Annotated in this window: 20 protein-coding genes; 2 read left to right on the top strand and 18 right to left on the bottom strand. The window is 39.0% G+C overall.

The annotated features are described in order from the left end of the window. Positions 1-31 precede the first annotated feature (31 nt). From hisF to ISU02_RS13590, 7 genes are read right to left on the bottom strand one after another with little or no spacing between them, the layout of a single operon-like run. Positions 32-1369 (bottom strand): imidazole glycerol phosphate synthase subunit HisF, encoded by a 1338-nt coding sequence (gene hisF / locus ISU02_RS24360; RefSeq protein ID WP_194702397.1) that lies wholly within the window; start codon positions 1367-1369, stop codon positions 32-34. Next, positions 1363-2088, bottom strand: a complete 726-nt coding sequence (hisA, locus tag ISU02_RS13615; protein WP_194702396.1) for a 1-(5-phosphoribosyl)-5-[(5-phosphoribosylamino)methylideneamino]imidazole-4-carboxamide isomerase — start codon at positions 2086-2088, stop codon at positions 1363-1365. The genes hisF and hisA overlap by 7 nt, the downstream gene beginning before the upstream one ends. Continuing rightward, positions 2085-2696 (bottom strand): imidazole glycerol phosphate synthase subunit HisH, encoded by a 612-nt coding sequence (gene hisH, locus ISU02_RS13610; protein WP_194702395.1) that lies wholly within the window; start codon positions 2694-2696, stop codon positions 2085-2087. The genes hisA and hisH overlap by 4 nt, the downstream gene beginning before the upstream one ends. Beyond that, positions 2696-3256 carry an imidazoleglycerol-phosphate dehydratase HisB gene (gene hisB, locus ISU02_RS13605; protein ID WP_194702394.1) on the bottom strand — a complete coding sequence of 187 codons (561 nt, stop codon included), beginning with the start codon at positions 3254-3256 and terminating at the stop codon, positions 2696-2698. The genes hisH and hisB overlap by 1 nt, the downstream gene beginning before the upstream one ends. Beyond that, entirely contained in the window at positions 3253-4311 is a 1059-nt protein-coding gene (hisC, locus tag ISU02_RS13600; RefSeq protein WP_194702393.1) for a histidinol-phosphate transaminase, read from the bottom strand. Before hisC ends, hisB begins: the two co-directional genes overlap by 4 nt. Beyond that, positions 4308-4898: an ATP phosphoribosyltransferase gene (gene hisG, locus ISU02_RS13595; RefSeq protein WP_194702392.1), complete on the bottom strand. Its 591-nt coding sequence runs from the start codon at positions 4896-4898 to the stop codon at positions 4308-4310. The genes hisC and hisG overlap by 4 nt, the downstream gene beginning before the upstream one ends. Positions 4899-4911: 13 nt before the next feature. Beyond that, positions 4912-6165, bottom strand: coding sequence for an ATP phosphoribosyltransferase regulatory subunit (locus tag ISU02_RS13590; RefSeq protein WP_194702391.1), 1254 nt, complete (start codon positions 6163-6165; stop codon positions 4912-4914). Positions 6166-6670: 505 nt separating this feature from the next. Between ISU02_RS13590 and ISU02_RS13585 the strand changes: the two genes are divergently transcribed. Beyond that, the gene (locus ISU02_RS13585; RefSeq protein WP_194702390.1) at positions 6671-8044 is read left to right on the top strand and encodes a Na+/H+ antiporter NhaC family protein; all 1374 of its coding nucleotides are present in this window, start codon (positions 6671-6673) and stop codon (positions 8042-8044) included. A 304-nt stretch (positions 8045-8348) separates the two neighbouring features. Further along, complete coding sequence (locus ISU02_RS13580; RefSeq protein ID WP_194702389.1) at positions 8349-9191, top strand: DegV family protein; 843 nt, start codon at positions 8349-8351, stop codon at positions 9189-9191. Positions 9192-9281: 90 nt separating this feature from the next. On the opposite strand, the gene ISU02_RS13575 is transcribed toward ISU02_RS13580, so the two are convergent. The 11 genes from ISU02_RS13575 to ISU02_RS13525 all read right to left on the bottom strand — a co-directional run bounded on the left by ISU02_RS13575 (position 9282) and on the right by ISU02_RS13525 (position 16299). Next, a complete protein-coding gene (locus tag ISU02_RS13575; RefSeq protein WP_194702388.1) occupies positions 9282-10895 on the bottom strand; it encodes a complex I subunit 5 family protein in 1614 nt (537 codons plus the stop codon). Further along, positions 10892-11260, bottom strand: coding sequence for a sodium:proton antiporter (locus tag ISU02_RS13570; protein WP_194702593.1), 369 nt, complete (start codon positions 11258-11260; stop codon positions 10892-10894). Before ISU02_RS13570 ends, ISU02_RS13575 begins: the two co-directional genes overlap by 4 nt. A gap of 4 nt (positions 11261-11264) precedes the next feature. Further along, positions 11265-11651 (bottom strand): MnhB domain-containing protein, encoded by a 387-nt coding sequence (locus ISU02_RS13565; protein ID WP_194702387.1) that lies wholly within the window; start codon positions 11649-11651, stop codon positions 11265-11267. Continuing rightward, positions 11644-11910, bottom strand: a complete 267-nt coding sequence (gene mbhE / locus ISU02_RS13560) for a hydrogen gas-evolving membrane-bound hydrogenase subunit E (protein ID WP_194702386.1) — start codon at positions 11908-11910, stop codon at positions 11644-11646. The genes ISU02_RS13565 and mbhE overlap by 8 nt, the downstream gene beginning before the upstream one ends. Then, positions 11907-12449, bottom strand: a complete 543-nt coding sequence (locus ISU02_RS13555) for a Na(+)/H(+) antiporter subunit B (protein ID WP_194702385.1) — start codon at positions 12447-12449, stop codon at positions 11907-11909. Before ISU02_RS13555 ends, mbhE begins: the two co-directional genes overlap by 4 nt. Before the next feature lie 4 nt (positions 12450-12453). After that, positions 12454-12747 (bottom strand): cation:proton antiporter, encoded by a 294-nt coding sequence (locus tag ISU02_RS13550; protein WP_194702384.1) that lies wholly within the window; start codon positions 12745-12747, stop codon positions 12454-12456. Next, complete coding sequence (locus ISU02_RS13545; protein ID WP_194702383.1) at positions 12747-12998, bottom strand: monovalent cation/H+ antiporter complex subunit F; 252 nt, start codon at positions 12996-12998, stop codon at positions 12747-12749. The genes ISU02_RS13550 and ISU02_RS13545 overlap by 1 nt, the downstream gene beginning before the upstream one ends. A 33-nt stretch (positions 12999-13031) precedes the next feature. Further along, positions 13032-13514 carry a Na+/H+ antiporter subunit E gene (locus tag ISU02_RS13540; RefSeq protein ID WP_194702382.1) on the bottom strand — a complete coding sequence of 161 codons (483 nt, stop codon included), beginning with the start codon at positions 13512-13514 and terminating at the stop codon, positions 13032-13034. Positions 13515-13837: 323 nt separating this feature from the next. Next, entirely contained in the window at positions 13838-14866 is a 1029-nt protein-coding gene (locus ISU02_RS13535; RefSeq protein WP_407646443.1) for a M42 family metallopeptidase, read from the bottom strand. 79 nt (positions 14867-14945) lie between these two features. Beyond that, positions 14946-15587 carry a TlpA family protein disulfide reductase gene (locus tag ISU02_RS13530; protein WP_194702380.1) on the bottom strand — a complete coding sequence of 214 codons (642 nt, stop codon included), beginning with the start codon at positions 15585-15587 and terminating at the stop codon, positions 14946-14948. 16 nt (positions 15588-15603) lie between these two features. After that, a complete protein-coding gene (locus ISU02_RS13525) occupies positions 15604-16299 on the bottom strand; it encodes a cytochrome c biogenesis CcdA family protein (protein WP_194702379.1) in 696 nt (231 codons plus the stop codon). Between the last annotated feature and the right edge of the window lie 302 nt (positions 16300-16601).

Genomic DNA, 16601 nt, shown 5'->3' with positions numbered 1-16601 from the left:
ATCCTTTTGCATGGCCTTCTTTTTTAAACGATTATTTAAAGCGTTTTCTGAGCTCGTCTTCGAGTTCACCGATCTCAATATTTTGATTTGCCAGAAGCACTAAACTATGATAAAAGAGATCACCCATTTCATAGAGGAGTTCTTCTTTTGAATTTTTTGCACCTATAATGACTTCTGCACTTTCTTCACCGACTTTTTTGAGAATCTTGTCGATGCCCTTTTCAAAGAGGTAATTGGTGTAACTGCCTGCCACAGGATTTGCCTTACGATCTTCTATGACGGCCATCAATTGATTGAAGACATTTTTATTTTCAGGCACTTGGTTAAAGCAAGAATAGCTGCCTGTGTGACATGCGGGGCCTGCCTCATCAACGATCATTAGAAGGGTATCGTTGTCACAATCGTATCTTAAATCCACAAGTGCTTGCTTGTTGCCAGAAGTTTCACCTTTAAACCAGAGCGATTGTCTACTTCTGGAATAAAAATGCGTATAGCCTGTTGAAATCGTCTTTTCAAGAGCTTCTTCGTTAACATAAGCCAGCATGAGAACTACACCTGTTCGAGCAGATTGAACAATGGCTGGGATGAGCTCAGCGTCAAAGAGGGGAGCGAAATAACTTCGAACGGGAATATTCTCACGCTTGAGTTCAAATTTGACTTCAGGGATGCTGACTTTTTTAGAGTGAAAAATGCTTGCGGCTAACCCTGCAGATATTGTGGTCTCTTTAAAGAGTTTTACGAAGTCCATTTTGTCGCCAGCACCGCCAGAAGCGATGATTGGCACTGTAACTTCAGATTCAATCTGTTTTAAAAGTGGCAAATCGAATCCTTTCTTACTGCCATCTGCATCAATGGAGTTGATGCAGAGTTCGCCAGCACCAAGTTCAATGCCTTCTAAAATCCAATCGAGTGCCTTTCTCCCTGTGTTGGTTCTGCCGCCATGTGTGAAAACGATATATTCATCCTCCACCTTCTTAATATCCACAGAAAGCACCACACATTGTGCGCCGTATTTGAGGCTGGCAGCCTTGATCAAGCTTGGATTAATAAAAGCTTGCGTGTTAATGGATACTTTATCTGCACCTGATTTTAAAAGTGCGTCAAAGTCATCTATGGACTTTACGCCACCGCCCACTGTAAAGGGGATGTTGATGGTTTTAGCGATTTGAGAGACGAGGTTTAAAAAGGGGCCTCGATCTTCTGTTGAAGCCATAATATCATAAAAGATGAGTTCGTCAGCACCTGTATCGCTGTAGTATTTTGCGATTTCAAGCGGATCTGCTATGGAGACGACATTTTCAAACTGTTGTCCTTTGACGACTTTACCTGCTTTAATGTCTAAGCAGGGGATTATTCTTTTAGCTAACATACGGGACCTCCTACGGCTAGTACTGCCTCTGAAAAAGTAAATTTTTGCTCATAGAAGGCTTTACCTATGATCACAGAAGGCATACCAATGGATTTGAGTGCTTTTAAATCTTCGAGTGAACTCACCCCACCAGAGGCGATGATTTCAGCTGAGGTTAAATCTTTAATGGCCTTGTAGGTGTTGATATCTGGACCTGTAAGCATGCCGTCTCTGGAAATATTGGTGACGAGCAGAGATTTACATCCGATATCCGAAATGGTTTTAATAAAGGTATTTAGACTGATTTTGCTTTCCTCTTGCCATCCTTCCGTCATCACATAGTCGTTTTTAAAGTCTATAGCGCAGACGATTTGAGAAGTATAACGCTCTAAGATGTCTTTAAAAGTCTTTAGATCCTTAAGGGCGAGTGAGCCAATGACAATACGATTGACGCCACTTTCCACAAGCGTTTGAACATCCTTTAAGGATCTGATGCCCCCGCCAAATTGTATATTCAATTTCGTCTCTTGGGCAATCTCTCTAAGATTTGAAAGATTCACAAACTCGCCATTTAGAGAACCGTCAAGATCCACGATGTGTATATCACGAGCACCTTGTGATTCCCAAAATTTAGCGGCATCCAACGGATTGTCATAATAAACTTTTTTTTGATCAAAATTACCTTGAGTCAATCTGACACATTTTGAACCACTGATATCAATGGCTGGAAAAATTCTCATAGGGCCTCCTGTGTTAATTCATAAAATTGTTGGATGAGCTTTGCGCCAGTTGCACTGCTCTTTTCCGGATGAAACTGCATGCCGTAAACATTGCCTGTGCCCACTATGGCAGGGACTTTACTCTTTTCATATGTCACATAAGCATAAACGTATTGTGCATCAGGAGGTGCTAGGTAAGAATGCACAAAATAAGCAAATCCACTGATATTCACAAAAGGAGATTGATCCGTAAAAATGAGATCATTCCAGCCCATATGCGGAATGGTGGTAACTGCATCTCTATTAAAGATATCGATGGTGCCCGGTAGCAGACCTAAACCTTGCCACTCTCCGTTCTCAAGACTCTTTTCATAGAGCAGTTGCATGCCAAGACATATGCCAAGGATGGGAATGTTCATGTTAGCCGCCGTTTTAATTGTCTCATCAAGGCCGAGCGCCTCAAGTGCCTTCATGGCATCTTCAAAGGCACCTACACCTGGCAATATGATATGTGATGCTGCTAAAATTTCTTTAGGATCAGCAGAGAGCTTTGTATCCGGATCAATTTTGCTGAAGGCATTTAGCACATTAAAAATGTTGCCTACGCCATAATCGATGATAATCGTCATTATAAAACTCCTTTCGTGGATGGCAGTGAATCGCTTGTAATCATCAATGCGCGTCTCAGTGTGATGGCAGTGCCTTTGAATATGGCCTCAAGCATGTGATGCGTGTTTTTGCCTGCAAGTGTGGTAATGTGAAGCGCCATTTTGGCATTCTGTAAAAAGGCGGTCATGAATTCAAGACACCATTCGGTTTCAAAGCCACTGGTAATGGTGGTTGGAAAGGTTGCATTGAAGGCTAAATAGCTCCTGCCAGATAGGTCAATAGCAATCTGGACTAAAGTTTCGTCCATGGGAATCAGACTATCGGCAAAGCGCTCAATCCCTGTTTTATCAGGTAGACTGTCGTTGAAAGCCTTACCTAACAGAATCCCCACATCTTCAATAATATGGTGTGGATCATCTCCAGTGACTGTAAGTGTGAGATTGAAACGTCCGTGTTTTGCAAATTGTTCGAGCATGTGTGTGAAAAAGGGAATTGGAGTTTGGATATCGTATTGCCCTTTACCATAGGGTTCAAATTCTAGCTCGACCTGAGTCTCAAATGTTTTTCTACTAAGTTTCATTGTCCTGCCGCCCTTTCTAATCCCAATACGGCATCAATACATGCCATAACCTGCTGAGCTTCGTATTCAGTACCCACAGTGATTCTAAAATAATCTGCCAAGTAGTCTTTTTTGAAATATCTAATTTTAATATTCTTTGCAGCAAATGCTTCTAAAAAGTATTCTTTTGAGATTTGCTCGGAATCAATTTTCATCCAGATGAAATTCGCATATGAGTCAAAGACTTCCAGTGCTTTATACTGTTTAAGTTCTCCAATCAATCGATCTCTAGTTTCAATAATTTGAAGACGATTAGAGTTGATGGTTTCTTTAAAATCAGATTTCAAAAGTGCAATACCAAGGGCTTGCGAGAGATTGCTGATGGTATAAGGGTATTTACAGCTGTAGAGTTTTGCCATGTTGGCTGCGTTTGAGAGTCCAAATCCAATTCTGAGCCCAGCGAGACCGCATGCTTTAGAAAGTGTTTTAAGGACAATTAAATTTGGCAGTTCATCTATCTTATTAAGCAGGGAATAATCCATGAACCGATCACATATAAATTCACCATAGGCTTCATCGATTACCACGTAGGCATCGGTAGACTTGATGATTTTAATGAGATCCTCCGGGTTTAAAAGTGCACCCGTGGGATTGTTTGGATTGCAGATGAAGATCAGTTTGGGTTTCAATATTTCAACATATTCTATAAAGTTATCTGGGGTAAGGCCATAATAGGCTTCGGGCTGATATCGTCTGAATTCACATTTATAAATAGATGCCATAATCTCATACATTACAAATGAAGGGTCCACAGAAAGCACAATATCCTTTGGCGTGGTGAATGCTTTATAAATGAGATCTAAAACTTCGTCTGAACCGTTGCCAGCGATGATTTGACTTTGTGGGATACCAATGTATGCACTGTAAGCTTCCAGGAGCTCAATGGCATCTGCATCGGGATACCGATTGAGTTTTTGCAGATCCAGTTCAGCGCGCAATTTTTCAATCTGCGTTTCCGATAGTGGATAAGCGAGTTCATTTGCATCTAATTTAATCATATTTTCAAGAGCATTCATAAGTCACCTCGTTCATTTAGTTGGTTAATCACGGCATCGATTTGAGCTTGATTAAACTTATAACTGGATTTGTTGGCAATGAGTACAGGATTGATAGAGAGCACATCTTTAATGACGGAAAGCCCATTTTCCTTAAGTGTTGTGCCAGTTTCAACGATGTCGAAGATGACATCGGAAAGATTGAGAATCGGTGCAAGTTCCACAGAACCATTTAAATAAATGGTTTTAGAAAGTGGAAAGTACTGCTTGCATATTTTAGGATATTTGGTGGCAATGGTCATGGGTGCTTCTAAATTTATATTCTGATCAAAGCCTGCAATGGAGAGTGTGCATTTTGAAAAGGGGAATTCAAGAAGTTCGTAAAAGGATTCTCCAGATTCTAAAATGACATCTCTGCCAACCACACCGATATCAGCCACACCGTTAGCCACATAGGTGGGAACGTCTACGGGTTTTACCATGATCATTTTTATATTGCCAACTTGTACAATCAGCTTTCTAGAATTTAAGGCCTCTTCGGCATCAAAAGCTTTTAAAAAAGCTTCGGCAATTCGACCTTTGGAAAGTGCAAATGTGATAGATTCCATGGGGGGCCTCCTCTTAGTGAATGCTCTTATTGGCATCAGTGATGGTCAAGTATTGATCAAATGTCGAATAGGGCATTTTCTGCACATTGTCTTTTCGAATATCGATGACTTTGGCAGAGCGTTCACCAAATAGGATGACTTTTTCAAAATTTTCTTTAGAGGCGAGATCAATGGCCTCTTTTTCTGTTTCATAAGTTCTTAGGTTGACTTCAAATCCCTTTTGGCGATAGTATTCAGCATATTTGATGCCTTTTGCTGAGAGCTCGGTCTCAAGTAGTAGTAAGCTATTTTTCCGTGTCATTTTTTTTACCTCCGTATAATTCATTAATAAATCTAGTGTGAGTGCAAATCCAGCTGCACAGTTCGCTTTTCCAAATTCTGTACTGAGTTGGTCATATCTGCCGCCGTTTAAAACTTCAGAAGGACAATTTTTGATGAACCCTTTGAGAACAAGCCCATTATAGTATTTGAGTTCAGGTTTTAAAGTGAAATCCAATTGTGTGTATTCCAGAAGGTCATACGCCTTTAAGAATGCGCTACGATCTCTGATTTGATTGAGGATGGTATCTAATTTTACTTGCAATTGCTCATCTTTAAAGGTGATTTGATCGATTAATTGTTTGGCGTTTTCCAGAACAATTTCTGTGGGGCCGAATAATTTAAAAAGTGATGCTAAGAGATCCCAATCCTGAGATTTTATATTCTGAAAGAGTTCAAGTTCTTTTAAAGTCATCATATTTTTGGAAGGCAATGCTTTCACAATGGCCTGTATTTGCTCTGAATTAAAGGGCATGCTTTCAAGCAGTGTTTCCAAAAAGCTCACATCACCAATATCCAACATAACTTTGTCAGTAAAAAGTCTGAGCGATTTCACAGCTAAGACGATGATTTCGAGATCGTGAAGCAATGTATCTTTGCCAAATGTTTCAACGCCAATTTGTGTTTCTTCATTGAGTTGACGATGACCCCATTTGTAAGTGGGTGCGTAGTAGCAAATTTTTTGTTCAATGTTGGTTGCAGAGGAGAGTCGGAGCATTTTCATGACGGATACAGTTGGATCATCTTGAAGATAAAAGATTTCGCCGGATTGATCCATAAATTTAACCTGTGTACGACTCGGGTACTGTTTTTCAAGTTCTGAAATTGTGGCGAGTGGTTCGCAAGCGGGTATTGAGACTTGACGATAGCCGTATTGTGCATATAGCTTCATCAGTGAAGCCTGCATGGCATATTTGTTTTGGTTGCTGACGAGTAAATTCGATTTCATATAGACCTCCAAAGGTGTGATCGTATTTTCTGCTTAGATTAGATGAGTGACAGTGTTCTTAAATTCATAGGATTTGTGCATAAAAGTTTGTATAAAAAAAAGAGCCATATAGGGCGAACCTATATGACTCTCGTTATATTTTCGATCATCAACAGGTAAGGCCCGATTCAGTAGATAAAAACGAATAGGGCTTTACCTTCGATGATATTATTTCATCGGATGATAAATCCCTGACCTGTGATGATGATGGAATTGTGAGGATAAAAACGTATAATTATTCATAGTGTAAACCTCTTTCCTTGTATTGTTCACTATATTACTGGGTTTTTAGCGTGATGTCAATAGGTTTTTGAGAATTTTTATTCAAATTGTGACTTTTCTTTAAAATATCTGACTTTTGAGTTTTTTTAAATATTTATAAAAAGGTCTTTAGAATATCGAAACATTTCTGTTATAATAAGTTGAATATAGAGCTTTGATCCTGAATTGAAAGTGGGGAATAGAGATGATTCATCAAAAATGGGGGATATTCATAGCAGTCGTTTTTATAGTGAGTATTGTCACTTGTCTAAGTCTTGGCATTACATTACTCTATGGTTTTTTGGTGACTTTGGTCATCACAAGTGTACTGCTAAAAGCAAATGGCATTGAATTAAAGAAAACACTTTCTTATGTGTTAGAGGGTATAGGCCATGCTAAAAGTATATATTTTGTAATTTTGATGATTGGTGTCAACGTGGCGTTATGGATTGCATCGGGTATTGTGCCTTCCATGATTTATTTTGGTTTCTCAATTGTCAATCACGTTAATTTTATCCTTTTTGCCTTTTTGGCAACTGGCATATTTGCCCTTTTTATAGGCACTGGATTGGGCTCATTGAGCACAATTGGCGTGGCGATCTTTTCTTTAGGAATCAGTGCCGGCATGCCTAAAGCTCTTTTATCAGGAGCTATTTTGTCCGGTGCATATGTGGCAGATAGGCTTTCGCCGATTTCTGCACTGGTTAATTTCACCACAGAGACCGTAGGGGTGAGTTTCAAGACTTACTTTGCAAAGACGATAAAGCTCATGTTGCCCGCATTATTTTTAACAGCTATAATTTATCTTGTGATGAGCATGAATATTGAATCCACTCTGACAGACACTGCTATTTCAGAATACAAAGAGGTACTTTCAAATGCTTTTGTGATATCCGGTTGGTTTTTTGTCGTGCCCATTGTTGTGCTCATTCTATCTTTAATGGGCTTTAAATCTAACTTGACCTTAGGTTTTGGTCTGATATCCAGTATTTTAATCGCCATTTTTATACAGCATGTGCCCATGACAGAACTTGTGAGATTTATGTACAGCGGCTTTCATACGGATAGCCAAGTGGATTTGATTAGATCCCTTCAAATTGGAGGTGGGCGTTCCATGATAGAAGTCATTTTTATCATCATGGGCGGCATATCCATGAGCACGGTTTTTGAAAAATGTGGTTGGATTAAACCGCTGGTGGATGCAGTCACTCAGAACTCCAAGACGAAGAGTGCACTTTATTTGAGAACCAGTTTAATGAGTATAGGTCTGGATGCTTTGACTTGTGACCAAACGGTTGGCATCATCATTCCAGGCAGAAATTTAAAAGAGGCGTTCTTGGAACACAATTTAGATGAAGGTGATTTAGCTGCGCTAATTGCCAACTCTGGAACGGCTTTAGCACCTTTGATGCCTTGGAATGTCAATGCAATTATCATATTGGCCATCATAGGTGTGCCTGCTGTAGAGTTTGCCCCATTTATGATTTTTAACTTTTTGACAATCCTATGGATACTGTTTTACACTTTTTTAAGGGAAAACTCTGAAAAAATCAAAGTAAGGGCCAAAATAGAGCCATGATCTCGGCTCATATCTGGTTGTTTTAAAATGGACACTAAGCACATTGGGCTTAGTGTTTTTTGTCGTTGGAAAGCTTTGGAAATTGAAAATGTGATGCGAGCTATAGAGTATCCAAGCAGTTATTACAATTTAATTAACAATTTATAAAGAAAACAGCTCAAACGTTGACTTTATAAGGGTTTCATCCTATACTGGGACTATCAAAAAAGTTTGAAAATCCAATGGATTTTGAGTGTCAAATAGATTTATATAGTCGTTTTGAAAAAGAGATCGCTTATGGATTTAATAGAAAAGAGGGATGTGTATGCCAATTACATTAGTGACGGACAGCACTTGTGATCTAACGCCAAAAGAACTTGCAGATCAAGGCATTTTATTTGCTTCACTTAAAGTGCTTTTTAAAGATGCAGAATACATTGATAAAATCAACTTAGATACAGCTACTTTTTATGAAAAAATGAGAAATTCTCCTGAATTGCCAACGACATCTCAAGTGAATCCAAACGAGTTTTATGATATTTTCAGTGCTGAAATTGAGAAGGGCAATGCCGTTCTGGGCATTTTTATATCAAGTGAGCTCAGCGGCACTTATAATTCGGCAAAAATCGCCAAAGAGATGATTGGCAGTGATCAAATCTATCTTGTGGACAGTCGAACAACCAGTTTTTCACTCGCCTTGATCCTTTTAAAGGCAAATCAGTGGATCAAAGAAGGCAAATCCATTGACCGCATTCAAAGGGATCTTAATGTACTCGTTGAAAAGGCACAATTATACGGCATGTTGGATTCTTTAGACAATCTGAAAAAAGGCGGTCGCCTGTCTTCTGGAACCGCTATGATTGGCAAGATGCTCAATCTAAAACCGATTATAGAGGTCAAAAATGGTGTTGTGGAAATGGCCAATAAGGTAAGAGGGACACGCAAAGGCATGTCATGGATGATTGAGCAATTGAAAAATGAATATCCAGAGGGGATCATAGATACCTTGGCATTAGCACATGCCAACGATCTTAAAAAGTTAGAGGAATTAAAAGCGCTTATAAACGCAAGCTTTGATGTGCATAATATATACGAAGTGGAGATCGGTTCAGTGGTGGGAACGCATACTGGAGAAGGCGTTGTGGGCGTTGCCTATTTTAGAAAGTAAGTTGAAGCTTAGAAGTTCATATTAATCAAAATTATAGTATAAAAAAAGTGGCTCATAATGAAGCCACTTTTTATGTTTTAATGGTGTGTATTAGGCTGTAATAAAGTGTAGATATAACGTTGTGACGATGAAAAAGGACAGAATCGCCAATGTGATTTGATTAAAGCTCAGTTCCATCTTCTTAACAGTTGCAAAGAATGGATTCTTCTTCACAAAGGCTTGATAAGCTAAATAACTACCAGCATAAGTGAGCAAGTATTTAGGCCATTTAACAAGCTGAGATAAAAAGCCATAGTGTGCATCAAAAGTAGTGAGTAGCTTGAACATGTAATCCCCAGCCACACCGAGCAAAATACAGGATAAGGCCATCAGACTGAGTGCTATTACGGAATTGTAAGGCAATATTTTTTTGCCTATAGGCGATGGCATAGGTGCAAAAAATGGCTGATCATCTTTAAAGAGCACATGCCAAAACTTGATGAAGGACATCATGGTCCCCATGTTGATCAAAATGAATAAGAGTTCAAATCCAATACCTGAAAAACCTTTCATGATGTAGTATTTAGAATAAGCACCGCTAAAAAAGGGTGCACCTGTGATACTGAGCACGGCAATAATCAAAATAACGGATAGAAACTTTGAACGTCTAAATAAGTCGTTCATCTTTCGAATGTCCCGTGTGTGATAAGTTTCAATGAGTAAACCGGCAATTAAGAAAAGTAAAGTCTTAAAGATGCCGTGAGCGACAATATGGTAGAGACCGCCATAGTATGAAGCTGTTTGGGCAGAGCTGAGGCCAATCATCATGAGGCCTATTTGAGAAATAGAATGGTAGGCTAAAATCAGTTTGATATCTGTTTGGGCCAGCGCAAACATAAAGCCTGCAATGGCAGTTAAAAAGCCAATACCAACAAAGAAATTAGACAAAATAAAAATATTTCCAAATATAAAATAGACGCGTATGAAGAGGTAAATCCCAATTTTAACGAAGATGCCAGATAACACGCCTGAGACAATTGAAGGGGCGCTCGCAGTACCGTGGGCCTTCGGCAGCCAACTGAAGAGTGGCAATAAAGCCGCTTTTAAGCTGATGCCAGTAATCATCAACGCAAAAGGCATGATGAGATTTTTTTTAGAGGTGATCGTCTCTACTGAAACGGCAACATTATCAAAATCAAGGGCGCCAGTGTATTTATAAAGATACCCAATTCCCAATAAAAAGAAGGTCATGGCAATCATATTGACCATGAGGTAGATCATGCCATCATACATAGATTGACTGTCCTTTTTGTACATGATGAGGATACTCACCACTACAGTGGCCACTTCTATTAAAATATAGACGTTAAAAAAATCAGTGGATAAGAAGACACCATTTATGAGGCCTTGTAAACCTAAAAATAGAAAGATAAAGAGCTTGTTCATATAGGATTTATGCATGTTAAAGAGTATCATAAATCCAAATAGGAAATTGTTGAGCACTAACATCGTGGCTGAGAGCGTATCTACTCTAAGTTTCATACCCATTGGAAAGGCAATGCCCGAAAGCAATTGGACAGAGGACTCAGCAGAACTCATCAGAAAGTTCAAGGCAATACCAATTAAGACAGCCTCTAAAATGAGTGTTGCCTTCATTAAGAATTTACAATGACAAATGTAAAAGAAAAGACCCACTAGAATTGGCCCGAGCACAAGAAATATCATCGAAGACCTCCACGCTTATTTTTAACTTTATTCCAGTTGGTAGAACCATATTTGTGGTAGAGTGAAATAAACATCGTAAGGCTGACGGCGGTAACTGAAATCCCCACTACAATAGCCGTTATCATAAGTGCTTGGGGAATTGGGTCGGCAACAGGGACTGAGAGTTGATGCCCAATAGGAGGTACACGACCTTCTGAATTGTTGATGGATAAAAAGAACAATATAATTGCAGCCTGTATGATGCTGAGTGCGATAATCGTCTTTACGATATTGCGTCTAGAGGCCAGTGCATAGATGCCAATCATAAATAGAGCAAGGCTTACATTTTCACCGTTGATTAAGTCGAGAAGTTTTTCAAAAGTCATAGAGTCACCTTGTTTCATAGAATACAAATCGGATAAAGATAATGGACATACCGCAAGCCACTTTGATGCTGATGAGCAGATTCATCAGTATCAAGTATGAGCAGTTAAACATTGGAAATTGAAGGTGGATAAAAGTCAGCAAAAAACCCAGTGGAAATAAAAATATGAGCAGCAGTGCTAGTTTTTCGATGGTTCTGATCTTTTTGAGTGAGGTTTCAACACTGGGATCAATCAAATACTTGAGGATCAGTATGGAGGCAATAACAGCCCCACCTTGAAAACCACCACCAGGCGTCACATGGCCATTCACTACAATGTATATGCCGAATAGGAGCACAAAGGGATAGGTGATGGGTAAAGTTTTAGAAATCAAATCGGAATGGTCATTCATCGAGCTCATCTCCTTCGTGAATAGATAGATATACAACGCCTATAATGCTGAATAAGAACATGAGAGCTTCAAATAGAGTATCATAGTAGCGATAAACTAAATAAATCGAAGTCACAACATTGGTGGCGCCAGTTTCAGCATAGGCATTTTCTATATAGTGATTTGAAATGTCATAAGTAACCTGTTCGGGTACAGTCGTCGATAAGATCATGATGACGAAACTGATCAAACAAAAGAGTGCAATGCTTTTACGCCTCATTCGATCACCTCTTCCACTTTGATGAACTCAATTGGTATCTTGAAATGAATCTCTGAATCAAAAAAGGCAATGATGGAATCCAATTTATAATTTTCAGGATGTCCCCAAATGGTTATGTGTGAAGATTCGTTTAAAACAATTAGAGCATATTGATGATGCGCTTTGATGGTGTCTACGTTGTCTACGGTATAAATGATCTGAGGCTCTAGTTCTTGCTTGGCACAATATTTGTCCAAAAGTTTATTAAACTGAAGATGTTCCGTTGTAAGATGTGATTGGTCTTTAAATTCCTCTTCCGATAGACAATAATATACTGTGAATATCTTGTACTTTTGAAGTGCCACCAGATAGAGAATTGTGGAAAGTGTACTGCCAATTATGGCCTCTGCAATGGCGACATCTGGTGCATTATAGAGGAGATAGACAAAGGAAATGGTCAAGGAAAACGCACCTAAATAGACGACAGCGTGTCGCATTTTTTGAGTTTGGATGGTAAATATGGCGAGTATGATCAATACAATCAAGGCGAGTTTTAACATGAGATCACTCCTTTTTTATTTTAAAGCCACTGTTGTATGCAGAACGCGTAATCGCATGTGTAATCAATGGATTGACAATGAGAACAAGCCCAATAATGAAGCCAACTTTAAGCGAAAAAAAGGAAAAACCATGCCTGATGATCACACCGGCTAAGAGCAGTATAAAACCGGCAGTGTCTACATTAGAAGCAATCAATATGCGTGTGTAAAAGTTTTTAAAACGATATAATCCCAATACGCCAAATCCAATGAAAAAGAGACCACCGCTCATGAAGATTAAAGCTACTATTTCTCTCATTAAAATCTTCCTTTCCGCTGTACGTAAATCGATAAGAATATAATGCCAACAAAGCCTAATAAGGCATAGACTATAGCCAAATCCAGATACATAGACATGCCTTTATAACTGGCATAGAGCACAATGAGGGCGAGGAGCTTTGAGGCAACCATATTGAGTCCAAGTAACCGATCCCATAAAGAGGGCCCAAGTAAAATTCTTATTAAGCTGAAGGTTAGAAGTAAAATCAATACGATGATGATTGAAAACATAGAAGACTCCTTTATCCACTTAAAAACTGTTTATCAACTTAAAAATCGTTCCAGTTTGCCTTTGATCAAATTGCCGGCAATGACACTGTTTTTATTTTTGGCATTGAGCCAAAGTACTTTTAAAGTTTGTCTTTCAAGTTCAATGGTGACTGTGCCGGGTGTCAAAGTGATGGAATTTGCCAATACACACTTTTGAGCATTTGTCTTGAGATCGGTATGAAGGGTGACGATATCTGGATTAATTTGCAAAGTGATGATCTGATAGATGGTCACCAAAGCATTTGCATAAATTTCATAGAGAAGTACAAAGAAATAGATAAAAATCTTTAATATATTAAAATTTAAGAGTTGATAAAAAGATTTTTTTAGAAGATATTTTTCAGTGAAGAAGATGACCGCAACGCTGGATATCAGACCAGAAATAACTGTAATCCAGTCATTTTTTTCAAAGAGCACAATCCAAAACAGTGTTGTTAGAAGATATAATTGACTGTAAAAAATATATTTGTTTTTCATCAGATCATCACCTCGTTAAAATGGATGCTTGAATTATAGTCAGAGTGTCAAAAATCAGTTTCTTAGCCCAACTCAATCGAAGTTGTGTCGTGAACTTTCAGTAAACGACATCATGGGAGAGAGGGGGTGTTCAACTTACGACTTTTGACACTCTGATTAATTATTATATTGTTATCATTTTACCCTTCTTGAAAACACGTAAATCATCTTTTTAAGTTCACTTTTATATAGCTCGGATTGGAAAGTCTGCTTCGAGTTTGAAAGAAAACTTAGAATTTACAGTAAAGGCCCCCCAATTAGGCACAAGGAGGGCCAAATTTATTTTATTTAGTTAAATACAAAGCGACTAATTTCATGGTGTTTTCCAGAGCTTCATAGTGCGTGCGTTCCATGCCATGAGAAGCGTGGACACCTGGACCAATAAGTGCCCCTTTGATATTATGACCGCCACGCAACGCAGACCCAACATCTGAGCCATAGTAAGGGTAAATATCCACGGCATAACTCAGTGCATTTTCTTTAGAGAGTTCAATGAGTTTTGAAACCATCTGATAGTCATATGGGCCACCAGAATCTTTGGCACAAATGGACACATCGTATTCTGTACACGTCAAATCCTCTCCGATACAGCCCATATCCACGGCTAACATTTCAGAGATATCCTCAGGGATGAAAGAAGCGCCATGCCCCACTTCTTCATAATTTGAAATGATTATTTTAGTTTTATATTTTGGTTTAATACCATTTCGAGATAAATACTGCATGACTCCAAACAGGATTGCCACAGAACCTTTATCGTCAATAAAACGAGATTTCAAAAAATCATTTATAAGCGTCGTTTTGGGATCAATACAGATAAAATCGCCAACGGCAATGCCTAGCGCAAGCACATCCTCTTTATTTTTAACCTTTTCATCAAGGCGGACTTCCATGGTATCTGGTGTTCTGGCAAGTGTTGAAGCCTCTTTGTAAACGTGCGCAGCAGGTGCTGTGCTCAGAAAAGTGCCTTGAAAAACTTTGCCATCGCGTGTATGAATTCGACAGTACTCGCTGTCTAATGTGGGCACAATAGGGCTTCCAACAAGCGTAAATTTCAAAGTGCCTTCGCTGGTGATGCTCCGAACCATTGCACCAAGCGTATCCACATGGGCTGCAAGTCCAACTGTCTTCATATGATCTTGCCCTTCAATTGTGATGATGCCGCCACCCTTGTGTGTGAGTTCAAACTCATAACCTAATGCTTCGGCCCAACCACCAACTGTGTTCATTATATTATGTGTAAAACCGCTGGGGCTATCCGTTTTTAAAAGAGCTTCTGCTTTTTCAAGAACATAGTTCTTGTTGAATGTCATTGTCATATCCAACCGCCTTCCTAATCTAGTCTTGTTCCATCTATATGATTTTGATACTTGAATTGTATCATTTTAAAATCTATTGCGCTAGATATTCATCGATTGAAGTTAAAATAGAATCTAAAGTTTTTTCATCCAGCATGCCAGGATAAGCATATAGATACTCAAAATTTGGGCCTATAAAGACAGAAGTAGGAAAGCCAGTAACACTGAATTGACTTGCAAGAGATTGATCTTCGTCTAGATAGACGTCCAATGTGAGTCCTTTTTCATCAAGATACTTTTGGATGGTATCTGGATCTTCTCCCACGTTGACCGCTAGAACTTGATATTTTTCCTTTTCACTTAAACTTTCAATAAGTGGCATTTCCAGATCGCAAAAATGACACCAAGTTGCCCAGAAGTTGATAACAATAATTTTGTCTTTAAAATCATAAAGTTGTGCAGAGGTACCGTCCAACTTTTTAAGTGGAAAATCTGGGAAAATATAAGCTTCCTGTGCATTTGATGACCCTGTGGATTCAGCAGATGTTGACTCTGTGGATTCATCAGATGTTGACTCTATGGATTCGGGTGGATTGGTCGATTCTGCCGCTACATCTGATTGATCAGAAGGGGACTGTTGATCAATGGCCATAGGGGCTTCTATCTTTGAACTGCCACAAGCGGTCGTGAAGAGCAGAACGAGGATTATCGGTATCAGTCGTATTTTTTGGTACATTGGAAATCTCCTTTCGCTATAAAAAACGGTTGACGAAACTGCCCAGTTTTCCTGTTGCCATCAAAAGGCCCAGAAGGGCAAGTACAGCGCCGGCAATTCGATTGATTACTTTAGAATGTTGACTTAATTTTTGAGTATACTTTTCAACGGTATTGATGAAGAGGGCAGTGATAATAAACGGAACAGCCATGCCCATGGAGTAAACCCATAAAAGGCGTGCACCCTCGGCGACATTTTGACTCATGGCAGCTGTGGAAGCGAGAATGGCCCCTAGTATCGGACCAAAGCAAGGCGTCCAACCAAATGCAAATGCCATGCCCATACCGATGGATGTGAAAAAAGTCATTTTGCCTCTGGCCTTGGATTTCCTGTAGTCCTTATTGAGCATGGGCAATTTAATAAAGCCCATAAGATAGAGTCCGAAAAATACAATCAGTATGCCGCTGATCCTTGTAAGGAGGACTTTATGCATCGCAAAGAGTCTGCCAAGAGCGCTTGCAGATATGCCGAGAAGCATGAAAATTACTGTAAAACCTATGATGAAACCAAATGTTCTAAATAACATCAATGTACGCTTTTTAGAAATGGCTTGCGGATCATAGGCACCAGCCATGTACATGATATAAGCTGGAATGAGTGGCAAGAGACAGGGTGAAAAAAAAGAAGCCACACCAGCAGAAAATGCAGTCCAATAAGAGACCTGTAAAAACATATAGACACCTCGATTCTAAAGGAAAATATTTCAGACATCTTATGATGCCTCAAATCCAATTTTGCTGACGCTGTTTGAAGTTAATCGCACTTCAGTACAGCGTTCAGATTAAATTATATTTCTAAATGAGAATATTCTCATTTATTATAAACTAAATGAGAAAAGGTTTCAATTATGTTATTGTTTTCACAGTTTCAAAAAAAATTTTTGGGGTAAAAACAGGATATCACTAGAAATTGATGCTGGAATAAAGTAGAATATTGAGTAGACACAAGTGAAATACTATAATGTTCAAATGGGGT

Source organism: Fusibacter ferrireducens (assembly GCF_015352425.1).
GTDB lineage: Bacteria > Bacillota > Clostridia > Peptostreptococcales > Acidaminobacteraceae > Fusibacter_A > Fusibacter_A ferrireducens.
The sequence above is the reverse complement of the archived record's forward strand: the minus strand, read 5'-3'. Positions and strand labels throughout refer to the sequence as shown.